The 21904-nt window shown below is 54.2% G+C and carries 12 protein-coding genes; 10 read left to right on the forward strand and 2 right to left on the reverse strand.

Features of this window, described 5'->3' with window-relative positions; all coding sequences use genetic code 11:
* Nucleotides 1–5: 5 nt before the first annotated feature.
* Nucleotides 6–2066 carry a LamG-like jellyroll fold domain-containing protein gene (locus SH528x_RS36905; protein WP_442508412.1) on the reverse strand — a complete coding sequence of 687 codons (2061 nt, stop codon included), beginning with the start codon at nt 2064–2066 and terminating at the stop codon, nt 6–8.
* Nucleotides 2067–2381: 315 nt separating this feature from the next.
* Here SH528x_RS36905 and SH528x_RS36910 point away from each other — a divergent pair, with 315 nt between their 5' ends.
* Entirely contained in the window at nt 2382–5060 is a 2679-nt protein-coding gene (locus SH528x_RS36910; RefSeq protein WP_442508413.1) for a S1C family serine protease, read from the forward strand.
* A gap of 401 nt (nt 5061–5461) precedes the next feature.
* On the opposite strand, the gene SH528x_RS36915 is transcribed toward SH528x_RS36910, so the two are convergent.
* Nucleotides 5462–7465, reverse strand: coding sequence for a GH32 C-terminal domain-containing protein (locus SH528x_RS36915; protein ID WP_442508414.1), 2004 nt, complete (start codon nt 7463–7465; stop codon nt 5462–5464).
* 28 nt (nt 7466–7493) lie between these two features.
* On the opposite strand from SH528x_RS36915, the gene SH528x_RS36920 reads away from it, so the two are divergent.
* From SH528x_RS36920 to SH528x_RS36960, 9 genes are all read left to right on the forward strand, one after another.
* On the forward strand, nt 7494–8753 hold the full coding sequence (locus SH528x_RS36920; protein WP_442508415.1) for an alpha/beta hydrolase fold domain-containing protein: 1260 nt from the start codon (nt 7494–7496) through the stop codon (nt 8751–8753).
* Between the two features lie 164 nt (nt 8754–8917).
* On the forward strand, nt 8918–9376 hold the full coding sequence (locus SH528x_RS36925) for an NADAR family protein (RefSeq protein WP_442508416.1): 459 nt from the start codon (nt 8918–8920) through the stop codon (nt 9374–9376).
* Nucleotides 9377–9762: 386 nt separating this feature from the next.
* The gene (hflK, locus tag SH528x_RS36930) at nt 9763–10746 is read left to right on the forward strand and encodes an FtsH protease activity modulator HflK (RefSeq protein ID WP_442508417.1); all 984 of its coding nucleotides are present in this window, start codon (nt 9763–9765) and stop codon (nt 10744–10746) included.
* Between the two features lie 2 nt (nt 10747–10748).
* Nucleotides 10749–11714, forward strand: coding sequence for a protease modulator HflC (gene hflC, locus SH528x_RS36935; RefSeq protein WP_442508418.1), 966 nt, complete (start codon nt 10749–10751; stop codon nt 11712–11714).
* Between the two features lie 543 nt (nt 11715–12257).
* On the forward strand, nt 12258–12872 hold the full coding sequence (locus tag SH528x_RS36940) for a hypothetical protein (RefSeq protein ID WP_442508419.1): 615 nt from the start codon (nt 12258–12260) through the stop codon (nt 12870–12872).
* Nucleotides 12873–13043: 171 nt separating this feature from the next.
* Nucleotides 13044–16235 carry a DUF1553 domain-containing protein gene (locus SH528x_RS36945; RefSeq protein ID WP_442508420.1) on the forward strand — a complete coding sequence of 1064 codons (3192 nt, stop codon included), beginning with the start codon at nt 13044–13046 and terminating at the stop codon, nt 16233–16235.
* 78 nt (nt 16236–16313) lie between these two features.
* On the forward strand, nt 16314–17699 hold the full coding sequence (locus tag SH528x_RS36950) for a DUF1501 domain-containing protein (RefSeq protein ID WP_442512244.1): 1386 nt from the start codon (nt 16314–16316) through the stop codon (nt 17697–17699).
* A 585-nt stretch (nt 17700–18284) separates the two neighbouring features.
* Nucleotides 18285–20012 (forward strand): purine-cytosine permease family protein, encoded by a 1728-nt coding sequence (locus SH528x_RS36955; protein WP_442508421.1) that lies wholly within the window; start codon nt 18285–18287, stop codon nt 20010–20012.
* A gap of 294 nt (nt 20013–20306) precedes the next feature.
* Nucleotides 20307–21803, forward strand: coding sequence for a mannitol dehydrogenase family protein (locus SH528x_RS36960; RefSeq protein WP_442508422.1), 1497 nt, complete (start codon nt 20307–20309; stop codon nt 21801–21803).
* The last annotated feature ends 101 nt before the right edge of the window (nt 21804–21904 follow it).

A 21904-nucleotide genomic window follows, 5' to 3' on the forward strand; every position in this document is an offset into this window, starting at 1 on the left:
GAAAGTTACAACCCCATGAGGCACGGCACCGCGGTACCGTTGTTGTAGATCGCGTCAATCTCGGATGCGGAGAGAACGCGGTTCCAGATCGCGACCTCATCGATCATGCCGTCAAAGTTTCGGCCATCCCCTGTGCGGTGGCCACCGATCACTAGGCCCCCCGTTTCGGCAATCGGTCCGCGGATCGGCAGCGGATGCGACTTGGCCAGCTTGCCGTTGACAAACAACTGCAGCCGCTCGGAATCGAACGTGACCGCGACGTGGGTCCAATCCGAAAATAGTGAACGGTCCAGCAAGCAGTCAAAGCCGCCTTGCGGTTTGCTGCCGGGCGAACGCTCCGAGCCGACGGGCTGAGGAACGAGCGTCTCGGTGAATAGCTGCAGATTAATCTTCTCGGCATCTCCGCACGCCCTGAGTCCGACAGAAATCGCATAGCCGCTGCCAGAAGCGCCCGGCAAATCGCAGTGATTCGTGACATTTGATTCCATGATGAAGGAGCGGTCGGTGCTGCCATGATCTGGTAGCGACGCTGGTTTGAACCAACTCGACGCTGTATAGACGCTGGCGTTATCATCCAACATCGAACGTGGCACCGTAACGTATTGGCTGCCCGAGTGGCTTAGCTGCAGCGCACCACCGCGAGCCCCGTGTTGGTTGCTCACGATGGCACCGCCCTTGAGTTGCCCGTTCAGACGACTGCCTAACTTGGAGCGATTTTTAGTATCGCCATCAAAGCTCCAATAGCCGCGTAAATCCTTGGCAATACTCGTTTCAGGTTCAGGCGTAAGCTGGTCGTACGTGATGGTCTTGACGAGATTTTCCTGGCCGTCTTTGTCGAGAAATTTGACAGTCAGTACGGGGACGGCTTTGGTGGTATCGGCGGTCATCACCAGGAACTGATTGGGTTCGACTCGCGACCACTCAAGGTCTTGGTGATAAACATTCAGCGAAGGAATGACGCTGGTATGGCCCGGCGAGATAATGAAATCGTGCAGGTCGTATCCAACACGCTGAGGGTGCATTAGATGACGCGAAACATGGATGTCACCCCCGACCAGCACGACACCGGGGATGCATTCATTTTTGATGAAATCCAACAGCGCGTCGCGTTCCGCGTAGTAGGTGTGCATGTCATCGGTTTCGCGATTCTTTTTGTCTTGCCAAATTTGCCCGTGTAACAGAACTTTAAAAGGCGCCTCCGAACTGCGGAGGCTGTCCAGCAACCATTGCCATTGCTCCTTGCCGTAACAAGTCGATTGGTTGGGGCTGACAGGTGATGGGCCGGTTTGGGAGTACCATCGTGCGTCGAGCAAGAACACTTCCATCGCCCCCCGATCCGTCTTTTGGTAAATGCCTTCCTCTCCGCTGCCATACTGATCCTGGACGCGGTATTCGACGAACGCGCGGCGAGTATTTTCTTTCAACGCTGCGGCACTTTTTCCGTTGCCGTTGTTCAAGCCGAAGTCATGATCGTCCCAGGTACCGACAACCGATACGCTCTTGCCCAGCGCTGCGAGCGGGGGACGCTGCAGCAGATGGCGATGCTTGTTTCGCAGATCCGCGAGATTGCTGGTGTCGGCGTAGGGAGTGTCGCCGCCCAGACACAGCAGATCGAGGTTGTGATTGGCCATCTCCTGCCAAACCGGATCGGTGCTATCGTTGACACAAGAAATGAAGGCGACGTTCAGCACTTGACCACTGCGTTCCGCTGGAACGGTCGTGAAATGCAAATCGCCATCCGCACCGGCAACCAGAGTGGCACTGCCCGCTTCGATCTTCTCGATTTGGTATCGGTAGGTGGTACCAGGATCGAGCCCCACGACGTGGAATTTGGCGACAAAGTCATGCTCGGATTCACTGCGACTGTCAACGGCAGTGACTTTCATGCCATGTTCATCGTGCACGGTCAAACGCAGTGTGGCCGCCTCATTCCCAGGCCGGTAAAGCAGGTGGGCTTCCGTGGTCGTTAAGGTACCGATATAGGGGCCGACCGAATCGTCTGCGTGCAGTCCCCGACCCGATAGAAGCAGGAAGACGATCGATAGACCGATAAGTTGTTTCGTCATTGCAGTGGTTTCAAAACTTCGTTGATTTTTCGTGTGAAGAAGCGAGAGTCTACCACGCACCGAATCGTCCCGTCACGCAAAGGCATTTTGTAAGACGTCGCCGGATATCCAGCCGCGTCTGGCTTTTTCCCACGCTCCTCCCGTCGAAAATACATTCGCGACAAATAAAGTCCACCAGAGACGTGCATATCTTGGCAAGAACAATTATCTTGCTCGTATACATCATTGCCTCGTATTCATAACCGTCACTTTGTGGGGAAACGGATGAATACGCGCTGTTCGTTTAGACGCTGTTCGCCAAGACTTTGGAATGGAATGTTAGAGCTACCAAGACGACCGATTTGCCCCTTTCCATTTTTTCTGATCACCGTCATCGGAGTTTCCTTCGGATTTTCCGAACGAGGATTCGCACAACTCGACCGCGACAATGTCGCAAACGCGAAGGCTGCGACCGTTCTGGTTGAGCGTCCTTCGGGGGATGGATTTGGAACCGCATTTTGCATTGACGCCAAAGGTTTTTTTATCACGAATGAACACGTGGTTCAGGGAGAATCCGAGCAAATTCCCTTGATCATGAATTCCGGTACGGACAAGGAAGTCAAGTTTCTTTCGGAAATTGTCAGGACGAGTGCTGAACATGACCTCGCGCTCTTGCGGGCAATCAAGCCGCCAGCCGGGTTGGTTGTGCTGGAATTCGGAGACGACTCCACTCTGTTCGAGACGCAGCAAATCACCGCGTTTGGTTTTCCGTTCGGTACCGCGTTAGCCCTGAAAGACGAAACCTACCCAAGGATCAGCGTCAATGTTGGACGTGTGGTGTCGCTTCGAAAACGAGCGGATTCGCTCGAGTCAATCCAGATTGATGCGGTTGTGAACCCTGGTAACTCCGGCGGCCCCATCCTGGACAACAACAACAAGGTCGTAGGCGTCGTCGTGGAAAAAGTGATGGGCACCGACGTCAATTTTGCGATTCCCGTTTCGAAGGTTAAACCGTTCCTGGAAAGCCCCGAGTTGGCCCTTGAAAAAGTCAACATTCGATTTGTCAAACGGCATCAGCCCGTTAAGCTCAAATTTAATGTCGTTTCCTTCGGCACTCCCGCAGAGAAATATCAATTCGAGCTGAAGCTCCGAGACAACCAAGGAGACACTCCGGAGTTTGAAGTTCAGAAGCGAAGCCGCGATGATCAATTCTCGGTCAAGGTGATTCCGGTAAAACAAACCAAGGCTCGTCTGCGGATTCCGGTGGAGATTGAATTTGCAGCTGGAAAAATCAATGGCGAACTCGACGAACAAGCCATTCGGTTTGGCAACTCGACGCAATACCTTGCGGAAATGAAGTCGTTCGAAAGACTCGACGGAAACCGTTGGCGATTGACGCGTTATGACGGACGAAAAGTAGATTTAGAGGGACTGATGTTCGCCGAGCCAACGATCTATTTTGGCGGCTCCGAAATGAAACTCGACCTTGCGTCGGTTACCCGGATTGATGTTGGTGAACCGAATGGCATGGCGAGTGAACTTCACTACGACGCCACGCTTCTTGATGGGACAAAAGTCGTTTCACGTCTGAAAGGAGTCATTCCCTTTGTTGGGGCTCCCGGCGGTATCCAGCTGAAGACTGTCAAGAAGGAAGAAGAGACTCCTACCGCAGGCCCCTCCGAGGCATCCGATTATGTCTTGCCAAATGCAGTCGCAAAGTTCGCAGACGAAGAAATCGTGTACGAATTGGATGAACCGTTTGATGATTATGTCATGGGCGGCGCCGATCGTTACATGATATTCAAGTTTGGAAAATCAAAACGCATCGTGATTTTTGACTTGCTGTACGCTAATCTCGCTCACGAGATCAAGAATGTTGATTCAGATGCCCTGCTGACCGCCGGATCGAAAAACCTGTACGTCGTGCTACCAAGTCAAATGTTGATGCAGCGTTGGAGTCTCGAGACTTTCAAACTGGAAAAGACAACGCGGCTGCCAACAAAAAACGCGCCTAAACTGATTCAAATTGGTGTCAATGCGGATGACTATCTTTTCCTGTTCGATGGCAATGAAGCCTACATCGTTGATTCCCAGCGACTCAAGCCGATATCCACCGGTGGTGAAAAACTGTTCTACCAACGGACCAACAGCTTCGGACGCCAAGTCGATGCTGCGGCCAATGGAAATGTCTTTGGAACCATCATGACCGGGCTCGGCCCTGTTTCTTACAACTGGGTTATGATCGACGACGGAAAGATTTCCATAGGCGAATTTGGCTCAACGTCCAACAGGATTCGCTGGGCGACGCCGTCACCTTTGGGGCGTATGTTTCATTTACCGCGTGGGCAAATCTACAACCTGTTTGCGAGAGACATTTCGCCCGATTGGCTGGAAGGATCACGCACCTTTCCCACGGTCGATCCACGCTATTTTATCGCGGTGCGGTTTAAGGAGAAATCTCGAGGTAGTTGGTTCACCAGTGTGGACGTTTGCACCGCTTCGGACTTGAGAATCATTCATAGCAACCTACAACTCAGTGAGTTGGCGCCACACGGTAATACGAACTCAACCAATAAATCACTTGACGCTCTGAGTTACGGAGAAACCCGAATTCACTTCGTCCCCTGGGCAAAACTGCTGGCAAATACCGACTATGACAAAAAGCGGATTTACGTTCGCAAGTACGATTTTGAAGCAGAACTCAAAGCAACCGGCGAAGACTATCTTTTTGTTGAGTCCTTGCCTCCGATCATGGCCTACAAAGGAAAAAAGCTGAGTTACCAAGTCGAATGCAAGACAAACAGCAAATCACTTGCCTTCCACTTGGTCGAAGGACCGGCCGGAATGAACGTAAGTGATACCGGTTTAATGACCTGGTCACCTCAACGAGGTGCAGTTGAAGGATTCGAACCGGTTGTGATTGGAATCAAAGAAGACAATTTCAATGAGGTATTTCACTCCTTTGACATTGCAGTGATTTCAAAATTGACCGTGCAAAGAGAGGGCCGGCGCTAGCACCAGCTAGCGCAGTTACCTATCCACCGACGAAGAGGTTGTGCGGCTTTTAAGTTGAGTGGTAGCAATCACTTGCTTCACCCTCCCAACGAAGTAGGGAGGGTCGGAAAATGAGCCTTCAGCGAGTTTTTCGGGGAGGGCTGGTGACGTTGAGCTTGCACATTGTCATCTCTAACACTTCGATGCCCCACCGGTGAACTTGCTCCGCTCGTTCTGACCTCCCCAAAACAAGTTTCGGGGAGGTGAAGCACGTCAAAGGACTCGATTCACAACGAAACAAAAAGCCACACGACCTTCTTCGTCGGTGGAGAGGTAACTGCAATATTGGCCGGAAGAAACATTTACGCCCAACGCCGACGTCAACACCAAACTCTTAGCAATCCGCGGCTACCGCCGTCGGCTCAGAATTCCCAGGCGGATTTCAATTCGCGAACGCTTAACTCGTGGATCTTCGCGGTGCCGCCGACACTGTGGATCGACAACTTCTTGGGACCGTGCTTGGGGTGAATGTAATGAGCCGCGAACGTGGCACCACCAAACGCATAAGCCTCGACCGTCAAACGATCAACCAGTAATCGCAGCGAAACCTTCCCTTCGCGTGGCACCAGCTTGTCGATACAGATGTCCTCACGCGGCGCGCCGTTGTTATCGATGCCTGAATGGTACAACACCTGCTTTTTGACATCGTAGCGAAGCGAAACTCGCGGCAAATCGAATACGACTTGCTCCGCATCGCCAGGACTAAAGCTGACTTCCAAGTCAACAAGGTCAAGGTCTTTGATATCGTCAAGGGCGTTCACACCGGCGCCCAGCGTGACTTCATCGAGTTCATGCGTTTGCTCCACCAATGAATCGATCTCCTTGATCGGCCAGCAGAATAGACGAATCCCTTTGGGCGTTGTTTTTAGACTCAGTTCAACAGGAAAGCCCATCTGTTGATTGTGAGGCACACCAAACAATTTTGCCGAGTCGGGGCCACCTCGCATCCAGCCGATCTGAACGGCGCGGTCGTCCGGCGTCTGGTTGAACGTCTGAGCGGCGTAATAGTTGCCTCGCACGATGCTGAGTGCCTCCGTTTCGGCAATAAATTTCTGACCATCAAAGCTGCCGATTTCATAATCGAAGCTGGCGTCATAAATCAGGCACTTCGTGTTGTTCTCGTCACCGTCAACCTTCAGGAACACCAAATCCATGCACTCGAATGCCCAGTCTCGCATCAGATCCGAAGCAAATTCCCAATCGACCAAATTCTTTGAAGTGAACCAACGAACTCGTCCTGGATCTTTTTGCACCCACAACAGCATCACCCATTGCTGAGACGGTTCGTGCCAGAAAACTTTGGGGTCGCGTTCACCATTGTCAAAGCCTTGGTTCTCAACGACCGCGCGGCCCTCGTTCCAGTACGTCCACGTCTCACCGCCATCGGTGCTGTACGCCATCGCTTGATAAAACTTGGGTTTCGCGGCAAACGTGAAGAACGCGACCATCGTTTTTGTGTCACCCACCTGCTTGCCAAGACTGTTGTTGTGGTCGATCACGGCAGTGCCTGAAAAAATCGTGCCTGCTCGGCCGTCGACTCGGTACGGCAACAGGGCGTGATCCCCTTGTTTCCAGTGAACCATGTCGAGGCTGGTAGCGTGCCCCCAAGTCATGTTTCCCCAACCAGTCCCCTTCGGATTGTGTTGGAAGAACAGATGATATTTCTCGCCGTCGTAGACCATCCCGTTAGGATCGTTCAACCAGTTCTTCTTGGACATAAAGTGAAACTGAGGTCGCAACGGTTGGTCGTATTCGATGCCGGGATAGCCCGACGGCGAAATCGCATCGTCGATCGCGAAGTCTTTGGAGGTATCGCGGACCGGGATGTCGGTGCCACGAAAGTCATCAACGTTGATGTGGCCCCAACCGCCGGTGGCGTTATCAAAGACTTGCAGTCGAGCCGTCCTGCCGACATACGCTCGGACATCGGAACTGTGGACCACCATCGTTTCTTCGTCCACTCCCGTGGCGAGTTCGATGGACTCGTTATCGACCAACAATCGCACACCCACATCGTCCGGCAAGTTCCCCGCACCGATTCGGAACGTGATGTAGGGCCGCTTGATCGTGAACTCTTGCGACGTCAACGTTCCCGTCAGTGCGTCGCCGGCAATCGCTCCCGGTTTACCTTCTTTGCCGTTGTATTTTTCATAACCTCCGATCCACCACGTCCCCTGGATGTTGGCCGATTCTCGGTTGCGTGCCGCGGTGTTGTCACCCTTGGTGGGTTGGACTTGGAATGCCTCGCCCTGGACCGTCCAGCCATCGAGCGTTCCCGACTCGAAGTCAGAATTGGGAAAAAGCAGTTCGTCGGCACATACGGTGGTGGACACAAGCAGTGCGGTAATCGCGAGAATCGTTTTCATGGAGAGCGGCTCGGTGGGTTCGTGATGGGTGTCCGGCATTGTATTCGATTTTGGCCCACGCAATGGCATTCCAATGGCGGACGCTGCGAAACCAATGGCCTCGTTGTGGGTTCAATCCGAGGAACCCGAATTTACTGACTTGACCCCAACCAAGCGATCCATGATGAATCCTCGACGACATTTCCCCGCAATCCTATGCCTTGTGTTGGCGGGAATGGGGGTGGCCCATGCTCAAAGCGTGGTCCAAGAAACCAGTCCCCAATTCAAGCGGCTCGACCGCAACCAAGACGGCAAGCTTACCGACGACGAGTTCTCTGGGCCACTGTTCCGCCGCATCGACACGAATAAAGATGGCGTCGTCAGCGCCGCCGAAGACCAAGCGTTTGCTCGTCGTCCCGGTCGCGGTCGAGGGCCGGCCGCGGCTGTCACGACATCCATCCAGGCTGAACTCGATCTGCCCTATGCCGGCACGGACAATCCGCGGCAGACGCTTGACCTGTATCGGCCCAAGACGGCAAAAGACGACAAGCCATTGCCAGTCGTCGTCTTTATCCACGGCGGCGGTTGGCAAAATGGAGATAAGCGAGGCGGCTACCGGACGGTTGCTTCACTGGTCGAAAGCGGCCAATACATCGGCGTCTCCATCGGTTACCGACTCAGTGGCGAAGCGATCTGGCCCGCGCAAATCCACGACTGTAAAGCCGCCATTCGTTGGCTGCGAGGCAATGCGAAACGCTACAACCTGGACCCCAATAAGATCGGCGTGACTGGCACTTCGGCGGGTGGGCACTTGGTCGCGATGCTGGGAACCGCAGGCGATGTGCCCGAACTGGAAGGCAAATTGGGCGACCACTTAAGCCACAGCAGCAGCGTCAGCTGCGTCGTCGATCAGTACGGTCCCACGGATCTGCTATCGATGGGCGGTTGGCACGACGATGCCAATTCACCGGAGTCCAAACTCGTGGGCGGAACCCTGCAAGAAAGCAAAGTGTCAGCTCGCAACGCTTCACCGATCACGTACGTTTCCAAAAACGATCCGCCGTTTTTGATCATCCATGGAACTGAGGATCCGGTCGTGCCCTTCAATCAATCCGAGCGGCTGCACGAAGCACTCAGCAAAGCCGGAGTCAAGTCGATGCTGGTTCCAGTTCCGGGTGGCAGTCATGGCGGCTTCTCCTCTGCTGAATTCACCAAGCGATTGCGGCAGTTTTTTGACAAGCACCTGCTCGGCAAAGAGGTCACGATTTCGAGCGAGCCGATTCCGCAGGGCAGCGACAATCCAAAGTAAGGAACGTCTGAACAATCACTGGCGAATTGTCGCCGATCGCTCTGCGATTAGAACGATGCTGATCGGTAAACATGTCCGAACCTTCTCGCTGTAAATGTGTCTTTGACAAAATGCACCTATTGCTCAACGAAGCATGGGGCTGATCGAAAGACAGGAGTATCGACATGTCGGATCAAGGCGTCATCCATTTCTACAGCGTCAGCGACGAATATGGCGAGTTCTCGAACTTTGCTGCGTTCTCGATCAAGTTGAAAGGCAAACGATGGCCGACATCCGAGCATTATTTTCAGGCTCAGAAGTTTAAAGACGTTGGCCACCAAGAAGAGATCCGCAAAGCCAAGACGCCGATGATTGCTGCTCGGCTCGGACGTGATCGCAAAAAGAAACTGCGTCGCGACTGGGACTCCATCCGCGACAACGTGATGAGAGAGGCAGTGTTAGCGAAGTTCACTCAGCATGATGAATTGAAGGCGATCCTGCTGGCCACCGGCGAAGCTAAATTGGTCGAGAACACAGCCAACGATGCTTATTGGGGAGACGGGGGTGACGGCAGCGGCAAGAACATGCTCGGCCGAATCCTGATGGAAGTGCGAGACAAATTGCGTGCAATGGAACTCGCGTGAGAAGACAAAAGTTGATGTAGGGTGACTGCAAGTCACGAAGTGACGACATGCAATAGCCACGGACGTGAGTCCGTGGTTTGGAGCAAAAAAACGGTCGGGACAGTCGCAACGCGACGACAGGCGTTTTCACCGAACGAACCAAGACGGTATCGTCGATCGAAACGACCTGCAATCGTTTCGCCAGGGGAAATCGAATCGTCGTGGTTCTCACACCGTCGCGCGGCGACTTTGCGGCCGGATGTCTTCTTCCTATCGGGGATCGTTCTTTTTTTGCCGCCGTCGGTCGCTGTCAGCAAGCTATACTTGCGGGAACTTGGGGATCGGTGTCACCAACCTTGCGTGCACAATCCTCCGAATCCCCATAACTGCAACGAACCAACGGTCCCATGAAATTTGATCCCGACGACTGGCGCGACTTCGACTGGCGTGACATCGACTTCCGACAAATGCGTCTGCTCTGGGTAATCCCAGCGATTCTGCTCGTTTTCGCTGTATTTACCAGCGTTTACACCGTTCAGGCGGAATCAGAGGGCGTTGTATTGAGATTCGGTAAATATGTTCGTAATGCCGAACCTGGACTGCGATTTCGATTGCCATTTAATATCGAACGCGTGTTCATGGTGCCGGTCAAACGCCAACTGAAACAAGAGTTCGGTTTCGGGACGTCCGGAGGGACCAACCCGAACCAGTTTTCGGCGGAACAGACCCTTGAGCGTGGCATGGTGACGGGTGATTTGAACTCGGCCACCGTCGAGTGGATCGTTCAATACCGTATTCGCGAGCCCGAGCTCTATTTGTTCAAAGTCCGCGACCCCGACAGCACGCTGCGTGACCTGTCGGAATCGGTCATGCGTACCGTCGTGGGCGACCGCACCGTCGATGAAGTGATCACCGTGGGACGTCAAGAAATCGAAGCCGACGCGCTGACGCAGCTGCAAGAAATGGTGAACAAGTTCGAGCTTGGACTGAGCATCGACCAAGTTCAACTTAAAAACGTGAATCCGCCGTTGCCCGTCCAGCGTTCGTTCAACGAGGTCAACCAGGCTCAGCAAGAACGCGAGCAGTTAATCAATGTGGCCAACGGCGAATACAACAAAGTCGTCCCACGAGCCAGCGGCGAAGCGGAACAAAAGATCCAAGGCGCCGAGGGCTATGCACTGAAACGCGTCAACGAGGCGGAAGGCGATGTTGCTCGGTTCAACGCGGTGATGGCAGAGTATTTGAAGGCTCCCGAAGTCACCAAACAACGAATCTATATCGAAACCATGCGTCAGATCGTTCCCAATCTTGGCAAGAAGATCATCATTGACGAAAACGCCAGCCAGATATTGCCACTGTTGCAATTGTCCACCGAATCGACAAAGAACTAATCATGAAAAATTTACCTCTTCCCGCAGTGATCATATTCGGGCTGCTGTTTGTCTTTCTGTTGTACAACGCATCGTACACGGTCGATGAAACCGAGCAGGTGATCATCACCCAGTTCGGCAAACCCGTAGGCGATCCGATCAGCGATGCGGGGCTGCACTTGAAGATCCCCTTCATTCAAGAAGTCACCCGAATCGAGGAACGAATTCTCTCATGGGACGGTCGTCCAAACGAGATGCCAACCAAAGACAAGACCTACATTGTCGTGGACACGTTCGGACGTTGGCGAATCAATGACGCAAAGCAGTTCTTTCTGCGACTTCGAGACGAGCGGAGCGCTCTGTCACGTCTGGATGATATCCTAGGCAGCGAAACGCGTAACGCGATCGCCAAACATGAATTGATCGAAGTGATCCGGACCACCAAGGACCGGCAACCGGATCGTGACGCCGTACTCGTCGATGCACCGGGGAACGTTGGCGTACTGTATCCGATTACAAAAGGACGCGAGAAGATCGAGGACGAGATTTTCAACGAGGCGGCTGGAAAGCTTGTCGATTTTGGCATCGAGCTACTCGACGTTCAATTCAAGCGGATCAATTACAACGAAAGCGTTCAGCAGCGAATCTATGACCGTATGATCAGCGAACGCCAACAGATCGCCGAGCGATTTCGCAGCGAGGGCGAAGGCGAAGCGGCGAAGATTATCGGAAAGAAAGAACGCGACTTGCTGAAGATTGAATCCGAAGCGTACAAACGCGTCCAGGAAATCCAAGGTGAAGCAGACGCCAAGGCATCCGAGATCTATGCCAGCGCATACAACCAGAGCGAAGAGTCAGTGTCGTTCTACGAATTCATCAAGACGATGGAGACGTATCAAGAGATGCTCGGCGGCGACAGCACGTTGATCATGACCACCGGCAGCGACATCTTCAAATTCCTCAAGCACGTCGATCCAGACAAAAAGTAATGTGGACTCAGTAGCCACCACTTCCTTCCTCCGCCGAGACAAACTCGGGCGGAGGAATGCTCAAGGCCACCGCTCTGGACAGATCACCTCGTAATCCGCGGCCATCTCGCTGATTGCAAAACATCGATTCCTCCCGGACCAGCCAGCAGCGTCAACATCTTATTGCGGAGAAAAAAGCCCGACAGAAAGATGGAGACAAAAAAATGGGTGGACTCTCAGATTCAAGAGCCCCATTTTCTTAACTCTATCTTCCTACCAATCTGCGGCTTCCTTCTTTGAAGCGACATGAAATCCGCGTTTAAAGGCCGGCAGCTAGCGCCGTCGGCTCAATTCTTTTGGCTTGGTTAGGCTCCAACGACTCCGGCCCCTTTCTCGATCTCCGTTGGCCCCAAGCTAGCGTCCATACGGCTAACCGCATGCGGGTACCAATTTTTGTGGGTGGCACCGTTTTGGGCATCAATGGAACGGAGAATGCACACGATGCCTTGGCGATCGGTGGAAACGCTGCTGTCGATGTTGGACTCTAGTGCAAGGAAAAATGAAATGACCAACGATCCGGGGATGCTGAAGCGATTGAAACACGACCTGATTACGGCTTGCGTGATCGGAACCGTGATTGCCGTTTCGATCGCCAGCGCAGCGATCGTGCTTGGCCATGTCGGGGACACCGAGGCTCGGCGACTTCTAGAAGCGATCATCCCGACGAGTCGTTTGTTCTGCTCGTCCATTCTGACTGTATCGGCGACCATTTTGGCGTTGATGCTGACGATGATCGGACTGGGCAATAATGCCGATCGCAATCTTTCCGATGCGCATTACCACCGGATCATCAAGATCGCTCTGTATGATGCGATCTTGTTCAGCGCCGCCGCGATCATGTTCGTACTGCACTGTGTCCCCGTTTATGAATCCGATTCATTGCCGGGATGGTGGTATCCGACGATTTACTACGGTGTGCTGATTGCATCCTCGTTGCTGGCCGGCGGTTCCGTCGCGATCGTGAGCTTGCTGTACCTGGCGGTGAAAGACGTCGTTCAGATCGTGGCTCTTGGACAAACCGATCATCGCTACGCGGCCAACGAAGCGAACGAGAACAATGCTTCATCGACGGATAATTCCGATCACGCAAAATCTGATGAACCGCAGACAGGTCCGTAGTAAATCCGTGAAACCGATCGTCTTCGCGTCCAGTGCTCTGTCGCAGCTTAATTTTCGGGTAGTGGATCTTGCTAAAGATCCAGCAGCATGGGGATCTTTAGCAAGATCCACTACGATTTAGGATAAGATGGCTGTATTCGATATCCCCAACATCGATCACAACTCATCCCTATGCTACCTACCACAAAATTCGCTCCCCTCTCCGCTCACCGGCGATTCGTTCGCCTTGCGACCGTTTGTAGTTTTGTCATCGCAGGATTCGCATTACCTGCGCGGGCAGACGAGGTGGAATTCAACCGCGATATTCGACCGATTTTTTCGGACACATGTTTTAAATGCCATGGGCCCGATGCGAACACGCGCGAAGCTGGCTTGCGATTGGACCTGCCCGAAGCGGCGGTTGCAGATTTAGGAGGCTACGCGGCGATCGTGCCCGGCAATGCGGATGACAGTGAAGCGGTCGCTCGTATCGAAAGCGATGACCCCGAACTGCTAATGCCGCCACCTGATTCGGGACTGGTCCTGACCGCGGATCAACGGTCGCGAGTGCGGCAGTGGATTGACCAAGGTGCAAAGTACCAGCGGCACTGGGCCTTTGAACCAATTACTCGACCTACGGCACCGGTTGAATTCAATTCGCACGGGCCCAATTCGTACAGGGCGATCGATGCCTTTGTTTTGGACCGATTGAAACAGGCTAATTTGGAACCGCTCGGCCCGGCGTCTCCGGCCACACAGCTCCGCCGCGTATCGCTCGATTTGACAGGACTGCCGCCGACCATCGACCAGTCGCAGCAGTTCATGGCGGATGTTCAGTCCGCTGGCGTCGACCAAGCTTACGAAGACGCAGTCGACCGCCTGTTGCAATCGCCACGCTTCGGCGAACGAATGGCGTGGCAGTGGTTAGAGGCGGCTCGCTATGCGGACACGGATGGTTACCAAAATGATGGACCGCGTGAGATGTCACGTTGGCGTGACTGGGTGATCGATGCCTACAACCAAAATCTGCCGTTTGATCAATTCACGATTGTCCAGCTCGCGGGCGATCTGCTGCCCACCCCGAGTGAAGCCGATTTGATTGCGACCGCGTTCAATCGCAACCACCGCTACAACTCGGAGGAAGGCATTCCGATCGACGAATTTCTGCTTGAAAATGCCGTCGATCGTGTGGATACCACCGCGACGGTTTGGATGGGCATCACCGTGGCTTGCGCTCGATGTCACGATCACAAGTACGACCCGTTCAGCCAACGCGAGTACTACCAACTGATCGACTACTTCAACGACGTCGCCGAAAGCGGCCGAGCGATCAAATTCGGTAATTCAGAACCCTGGATCAAAACACCAAGGGACTCGCAACGAGTGCAGATCAAAAAGCTCGAACAACGAATCGCGAAGTGTCAAGCGAGACTGCACGATGCGGAAACCGCGATCGCCGCATCGCAGCAATCGTGGGAAGCATCAACCGACTTTGCATCACTGTCGCCCGTGGTGAGCCAGGGCCTGGATCATTTCTTTGACTTCGATTCCCCCGACGAACGGGTTGTTTTAAAAGGGGACAAATCAGCGGCCAAAACAAGTGAGCCGATGGCACCGACCGGTCCCTTTGGTAACGCCGCAAGCGTGTCAGGCAGCAATCACTACGAGCTCGGAAAGATTCCCGGACTGATCGGGAACGGACGGTTTTCGATCGCGTTTTGGATGTCACCCGGCCAAACCGATTCGGGCGTCGTGTTGTCAAACGAACAAGCCAGCACGAAACGCGAAGGCATTTTCGTCGAATTCGTCAACGGACATTTGCGGTGGAACATCAATAGCCGCTGGATTTCGGGCGTGTCGACGATCCAAACGCAGCAAACCTTTGCAAAGGGCGACTGGAAGCACATCGTCTTGACCAACGATGGGACACAGCGCGCGCAAGGCATGAAGATTTATGTCGACGGCGTACTGCAGCCGGTCGAGGTCATTCGAAACACCAACAGCAACACGGCCAATCGCAACCACGGCGGTACGATGAGGATCGGTTACAGTCCGCACGTCGGTCGCTGGAAAGGCCAAGTGGATCAGCTTCGTTTCTACACGACTCGCACGCTGGCGAATGAGGAAGCGGAATTGCTGGCGGTTGCCGATTCGCCCGAAACCATCGCCGCGATTCCCACGCATCAGCGAACCGAGCTGCAGTCTCGTCTCCTGCGTGCGGCTTATCTCGAGCACACTGATCATGCAGAGCATCGTCGCCTGCTTTCGGAGTTACAGGACGCTGTGGCGGCTCGTACCAAATACTGGGAATCGCTGCCGACGACGATGATCATGGAAGACTTGCCCGCAGGTCGTCCCTCGTTTGTGCGGACACGAGGTGTTTACGACCAACTGGGCGAGGCCGCTGCCGCGGGAGTGCCCGCCGTTTTAACCTCCGCAAATCAGCCCACCGACCGGCTCGCTTTTGCACGATGGTTGGTGGATGGAAAACATCCGCTGACCGCACGAGTCACAGTGAATCGTTATTGGCAGATGCTGTTTGGCCGCGGGCTCGTCAATACACCCGAGGATTTTGGGTCGCAGGGAGACTTGCCAACTCATCCTGAACTACTGGATTGGTTGGCAACGCAGTTCATGGATGGCGGCTGGGACATCAAAGCGATTCTGAAAACGATGGTGACCAGTGACGCCTATCGTCGTAGCTCGCAAGTGACCCAAGTGCACCTCAAAAAAGATCCCGACAATACCCTCTACGCGCGAGCCCCGCGTAAACGATTGCCTGGCAACGTGCTGCGTGACCAAGCGTTACAGGTGTCCGGTTTGTTGGTGGAAAAGATCGGCGGTCCGAGCGTCTATCCCTACCAACCGGCGGGATTGTGGAAAGAGGCGAGTAACTTTACTTACAAAGTCGGCAAAGGCGACGACTTGTATCGCCGCAGTCTGTATACGTATTGGAAACGGACGCTCTCGCCGCCGAACATGGCACTGTTGGATGCGGCGGATCGAGAATGGTGTTCGGTCAAGCCACGTCAGACGAATACGCCGCTGCAATCTTTGGCGTTACTGAACGACGTGACTTTTGCCGAAGCGGCACGCAAATTTGGTGAACTGATTCTGCAAAACGGAACCGACGATGACGAGCGGATCGCGTACGCATTTCGTCGCCTGTTATTCCGTGAACCGTCGGCGGCTGAGACGAGTGTGTTGCGGGATGCGATCGACACCTATCGCGAGGAATTTTCGCAGTCGTCCGAGCAAACCGAAGCGGTTTTGTCGATTGGACAGTCCGAATCGCTTCAACAATATTCGGCCGTGGATCGCGCTGCCATGACGGTGTTTGCCAACGTACTACTGAACTTGGAAGAGGCGACAACTCGTGACTGAAAAATCGACGAACCATTCGAAACTCTTGACGAGTTCCGCTACGCCAGAAATTTTCCAAAGGTCCTCAACCGCCGCGGCCTGTTGGCATCCGCTTCGGCGACCCTCGGCGGCGCGGCGGCCGCATCACTGTTGGACCCGACATCGACGTTTGCAGCGGCTACGGGACAGCGGGGGCTGCATTTTACGCCCCGCGCGAAACGGGTCATCTATTTGTTTCAATCCGGTGGGCCGCCTCAGCATGACATGCTGGATTATAAGCCTTATTTGAACAAGGTGCATGGCGAGGAAACGCCCGCGTCAGTGTTTGGGGGGCAACGGTTGACGGGGATGACTGCGGGGCAATCCTCATTTCCGGTTGCCCGATCGACTTTCGATTTCAAACAGCACGGCGAGAGCGGAGCCTGGGTCAGCGACGTGTTACCGCACACCGCCAAGATTGTCGACGATCTGTGCATCATCAAATCGATGCATACCGACGCAATCAACCATGACCCGGCGATCACGTTTTTGCAAACTGGTTTTCAAATCGCTGGGCGGCCGAGTATCGGTGCGTGGATGAGTTACGGGTTGGGCAACGAGAACGAGAACTTGCCCGCCTTCGTCGCGATGCTTTCCGGCAATGGTGGGCAACCTCTGTACGATCGATTGTGGGGCAGCGGTTTTCTGCCGTCGGTGCACCAGGGAGTACGGTTCCGTAGCGGCAAGTCGCCAGTGTTGTACTTGAACAACCCGCCTGGATTTAGTTCCCGATTGCGTCGTGATACGCTGGATCGTTTGTCACAGTTGAACCAGCTTCGTGCCGATGAGGTTGGCGATCCTGAGATTGTGTCTCGGATTGCACAATACGAGATGGCGTATCGCATGCAAACCTCGGTGCCGGAGTTGACCGACGTCTCGGATGAACCCAACAGCACTTTTGAACTGTATGGCGAAGATGCACGCAAACCGGGTACCTATGCGCATAATGCGTTGATCGCACGGCGACTCAGCGAGCGTGGAGTCCGATTTGTGCAGTTGTTCCATCGCGGCTGGGACACGCACGGCGGGTTACCGAAACAGCTAAAGGTTCGCTGTAAAGAAACCGACCGAGCGACGGCGGCCTTGATCACCGATCTGAAGAATCGCGGGATGCTGGACGAAACGTTGGTGGTGTGGGGCGGCGAATTTGGCCGGACTGTTTATTGCCAAGGCGATTTGCAACCTGCCAACTACGGCCGCGATCATCATCCACGCTGCTTCACGATGTGGATGGCCGGCGGTGGGATCAAGCCAGGTATCACGTACGGTGCCACCGATGAGTACGGTTACAACATCGTCGAAAACCCGCTCAGCGTTCACGATTTGCATGCCACGATCTTGCATCAACTCGGCGTCGATCACGAGAAGTTGACTTTCAAGTTTCAAGGCCGGCACTATCGATTGACCGACGTGCACGGCGAAGTCGTCAAACCGCTACTTCGTTAGCCGGGCATTTCGTAGCCGAACGTCATTCTCTCTCTTGGAATCGTCATTCGCACACGTTCCTGGCTCCCCTCTCCGTAGATCGAAAGTCTTGACGACTTCCGCTACGCTAAAAATAGACAAACCCTATTGTAAAAAATAAATCACAGCGTTGCGTTTTGGCGTTAGCGGGGCTGTTGATTTAATCGAAATGCAAATCGAAGTAGTGAGCCGTGGGCCGTAAGGCACCGGGTAGTGCGTGGTACCCGGCCGCTCACGCGCGAGCGGCTCACTAAATCAACAAGCCGCTAGCCACGGTTTCATCACCATCCAACCGGGGCTAGCGCCCAAGCGGCTAACAAAAGTGCGGTGATGTCGTACGTAAATCAGCAGTCCCCTTCGTCGGTGGAGAGGTGACAAGTAATTAAAACATACCTTCAGCGTGAACGGTTACATTTCTCTTTCAAACTTTAATCGTACAAGATGCAACAAATCATTGCTTCTGGCCGCACAACGTGACCGCGCATCGGTTTATAATCAAAAATCTTATCACAGTGAGTTTCGCCTGCCGCTGAAATCTAATCACCCTACGAATCACGAGAAGTCACCATGAGTGCCGATACGAGCCAGCAGGCGATTGCGAACATGAAGCAAGAGCAGTTGCCGGTTCCGCAGCATAAGCTTCACGGCTGGACGCACTTCGTCGGTTTGTACGCGGGCGAACATGTGGCGGCGACCGAGTTTGTGATTGGGGCGACGTTTGTTGCTCTAGGCGCGACAACGATGGACATTCTGGTGGGGCTGCTGGTCGGCAATATTCTGGCGATTCTCAGTTGGACGCTAATCACGGCGCCGATCGCGGTGCAGACTCGGCTCAGTCTGTACACGTATCTGCATAAGATTGCCGGCGACTCGATGAGCGACCTCTATAACTGGGCCAACGTGCTGATCTTTACGGTCATCTCGGCGGCGATGATCACCGTCTCGTGTACCGCCGTGCGGCTGCTATTTAACATCCCCGCTCAGCTGCAATGGTATCCCACCAGTGCTTTATTCGTGATGGTGGTGCTTTCGGTCGGCATGATCGTCGTATTCGTCGCCATGTATGGATTTAGCGCAGTGGCCGAATTTTCGGGGCTGTGTGGGCCATGGTTGGTCGTGATGTTCGTCAGCGGCGCGCTGGTCTTGTTCCCCGCGCTGGCGGAATCGGTGCTTGGCCGCACCACGCTAGATGGGTTCCAGGATTTCATCACGATCGGCGATCATTCGATCTGGACCGGAAAAAACAGCGCCGGAGAACCAGGCATCGGGCTGTGGGAGGTGATCGGTTTCGCCTGGGCAGCCAACACGATCACGCACTTTGGTTTGATCGACATGGCGCTACTGCGTTACGCCAAACGATCGATCTACGGGCTGTGCACCAGTGCCGGGATGTTGTTCGGGCACTACGTTGCCTGGATTGCCTCGGGCATCATGGGAGCCGGAACCGCAGTGCTGCTTAAATCCACCATCGTCGAGCTCGATCCCGGCGATGTCGCCTATCGCGCGTTGGGGCTTTCCGGATACGTGATTGTGATTATTGCAGGCTGGACCACCGCGAACGCGAATCTGTACCGAGCCGGGTTGGCGGCCCAGGCAATCTTTCACAACCATTCACGCAAGGGAGTCACCTTCACGGTCGGATGTGTGACGGTCGTGATCGCGTGTTTTCCGTTTGTATTCGGTCAGATGCTTCCGCTGCTGACCTATGCAGGGCTATTGGTCGTTCCGGTGGGCGGAATCGTGTTTGCCGAACATGTGATTTTTCCTCGCATTGGGTTCACTCGCTACTGGGTTACTTACCGCAAACTGACTCATAGCACGCCCGCGGTCGCGTCATGGGCGGCCGGGTTAGTGTTCGGATTCGGGCTGAATGCGATGCAGGTGATGTCGTTCTATTATCTGTTCCTGCCGACGTGGCTGTTCACGATCCTGCTCTACACCTTGCTCGCCAAATTCTACGGTGCCGCCGAGAAGTATCCGGCCGAAGAAGAAGCCGATCGGAAGATGAACGAAGCGATCAAAGAGTTTCAAATACAGCAGGCGATCGACGAAGGCGAAGCGGTCAAGGATCATTCGATGTTCTCCAAGGTGTTGCACGTATTCTCGCGAAGCAGCCTGGGGCTGACGCTGGTGTTGGCGCTGATGGTGATGTTCTGGAGTCCCGATTTGGAAACGTACGAGCAGAACCGCGACATCTTTTACACCTGGGGCTTCGTGTTTACGATCACCTATTTTGTCTTCGCCTATTGGGTATTGCATCGGCGAAAAGCACTGAATCCGCAACACGATGATTGATGAAGCAACAACAAATGGCAAGATGACTCGTAGCGGCAGTCGTCAAGACTTTCGATCCACGGCGAGTGCCCCCGAAACTCTCGAGGAGGCTGTTGATTCAAACGAAATACAATTTCGTATTACTGAGCCGCGGGCCGTAAGGCACCGGGTATCGCACCGGACCCGGCCGCTCACGCGTCGCGGCTCACAGATCAACGAAACGCTTGACGAGTTCCGCTACGCAGCGATTGATCCAAACGTCGCTAAGCAAACAAAACATTCAACACAACCCACTGAAAACCAGCGAGAGCCCTCATGAACCAACCCATTCCACTGAGTCAGGAAAACCTGCAGCGGCTACCCGACGCGATCGCTCGCCCCGAGTATGATCGCAGCCAAATCAAGACCGGCATCGTGCATATCGGCGTCGGCGGGTTTCATCGCTCGCACGAGGCCTACTACACCGATGCCTTGATGAACTCGGGCGATTTCTCGCAGTGGGGGATTTGCGGCATCGGATTACGCGAGGCGGATCGCAAAATCGCCTCGGTACTCGAACAACAGGATTATCTCTACACGTTGATCGTCCGGCACCCAGGCGGCAAGATCGAAAACCGGGTGATCGGATCGGTGATCGATTTCATGATGGGAATCGACGACCCACAGGCGGTCATCGACCGGATGGCCAGTCCGGACACCAAGATTGTTTCGCTGACGATCACCGAGGGGGGCTATAACGTCGACCCTAATAGCGGTGAATTTGACATGTCCAACCCCGAAGCACAGCACGACTTGCAGAATCCACACCAGCCCAAACTTGCGTTTGGCTATTTGACGGCGGCTCTGAAACAGCGACGCGACAACGGCATCCCGGCCTTCACCGTCCAGTCGTGTGACAACATTCAGCACAACGGCAACCTGACTCGCAAAATGGTCTTGGGTTTTGCCCGTCATCAGGACGCTGAACTGGCGGAGTGGATTGAGCGCAAGGTTTGCTTTCCCAATGCGATGGTCGACCGCATCACTCCCGTCACGGCGGCAGCAGATATGAGTTATCTCGAAAAGGAAATGGGATTGGTGGACCAATGGCCGGTGACCTGTGAACCGTTTTGCCAATGGGTGATCGAAGACGATTTCTGCAACGGCCGCCCCGCCTGGGAAAACGTCGGGGCCCAATTCGTTCCCGATGTAACGCCGTACGAAAAGATGAAGATCCGGCTGCTCAACGCCGGACATTCGGTCTTGGGAATCCTTGGTTCGATCTATGGCCATGCAACGATTGATGAATGTGTCTCCGACGAACTGTTTGCAACGTATCTACGTCAGTTCATGGACGTCGAGGCCACACCGGTATTGGACACCGTCGAAGGCATCGACTTGGATGCCTACAAAGACACGCTGATTGAGCGATTTGGAAATCCAAACATCAAAGACAACCTGGCGAGAATCTGTTTAGAAAGCTCCAGCAAATTGCCGGTTTTCCTGATCCCGACGATCACCGAAAATCTTGAGCGAGGCGGCAGCATTCAGTATGCGGCACTGGTGATCGCGACGTGGTGTTGGTACAGCGACCAAGGGGTGAATCAATACAACAAGGAACTCGAGATTGTCGACGGCAAGCAGGCGGAACTACATCAAGCGGCCGCAGCAACACGCGACGACCCGTTGTCATTCTTACGGCTGACGCCGGTGTTTGGTGAACTGGCAAAGAACGAGCGGTTCGCCAAAGTATACACCGAGATGATCGACAAGATCTACGAAAACTCGGACGTTTCGCTCCAGATGCGAAAGATTGTAAAAGCCAGCCAGTAGGGCATCGCCCTCAACCTGCTAACTCTTAATCTTAATCCTACTCGTAATCTTAATCCCGTTTCCGCGATCCTCGCTGGACGGGCAACAACCTGAGCAGATTA

Origin of the sequence: Novipirellula methanifontis, from assembly GCF_052161655.1 — a bacterium.
Taxonomy (GTDB): Bacteria; Planctomycetota; Planctomycetia; order Pirellulales; family Pirellulaceae; genus Novipirellula.

Bases quoted from the DNA above. Each gene is read 5' to 3' on its own strand.
- SH528x_RS36940 (WP_442508419.1), top strand. From the start codon at position 12,258: ATGACCAACGATCCGGGGATGCTGAAGCGATTGAAACACGACCTGATT.
- hflK (WP_442508417.1), top strand. From the start codon at position 9,763: ATGAAATTTGATCCCGACGACTGGCGCGACTTCGACTGGCGTGACATC.
- SH528x_RS36960 (WP_442508422.1), top strand. From the start codon at position 20,307: ATGAACCAACCCATTCCACTGAGTCAGGAAAACCTGCAGCGGCTACCC.
- SH528x_RS36945 (WP_442508420.1), top strand. From the start codon at position 13,044: ATGCTACCTACCACAAAATTCGCTCCCCTCTCCGCTCACCGGCGATTC.
- SH528x_RS36915 (WP_442508414.1), bottom strand. From the start codon at position 7,465: ATGAAAACGATTCTCGCGATTACCGCACTGCTTGTGTCCACCACCGTA.
- SH528x_RS36925 (WP_442508416.1), top strand. From the start codon at position 8,918: ATGTCGGATCAAGGCGTCATCCATTTCTACAGCGTCAGCGACGAATAT.
- SH528x_RS36905 (WP_442508412.1), bottom strand. From the start codon at position 2,066: ATGACGAAACAACTTATCGGTCTATCGATCGTCTTCCTGCTTCTATCG.
- SH528x_RS36955 (WP_442508421.1), top strand. From the start codon at position 18,285: ATGAGTGCCGATACGAGCCAGCAGGCGATTGCGAACATGAAGCAAGAG.
- SH528x_RS36910 (WP_442508413.1), top strand. From the start codon at position 2,382: ATGTTAGAGCTACCAAGACGACCGATTTGCCCCTTTCCATTTTTTCTG.
- hflC (WP_442508418.1), top strand. From the start codon at position 10,749: ATGAAAAATTTACCTCTTCCCGCAGTGATCATATTCGGGCTGCTGTTT.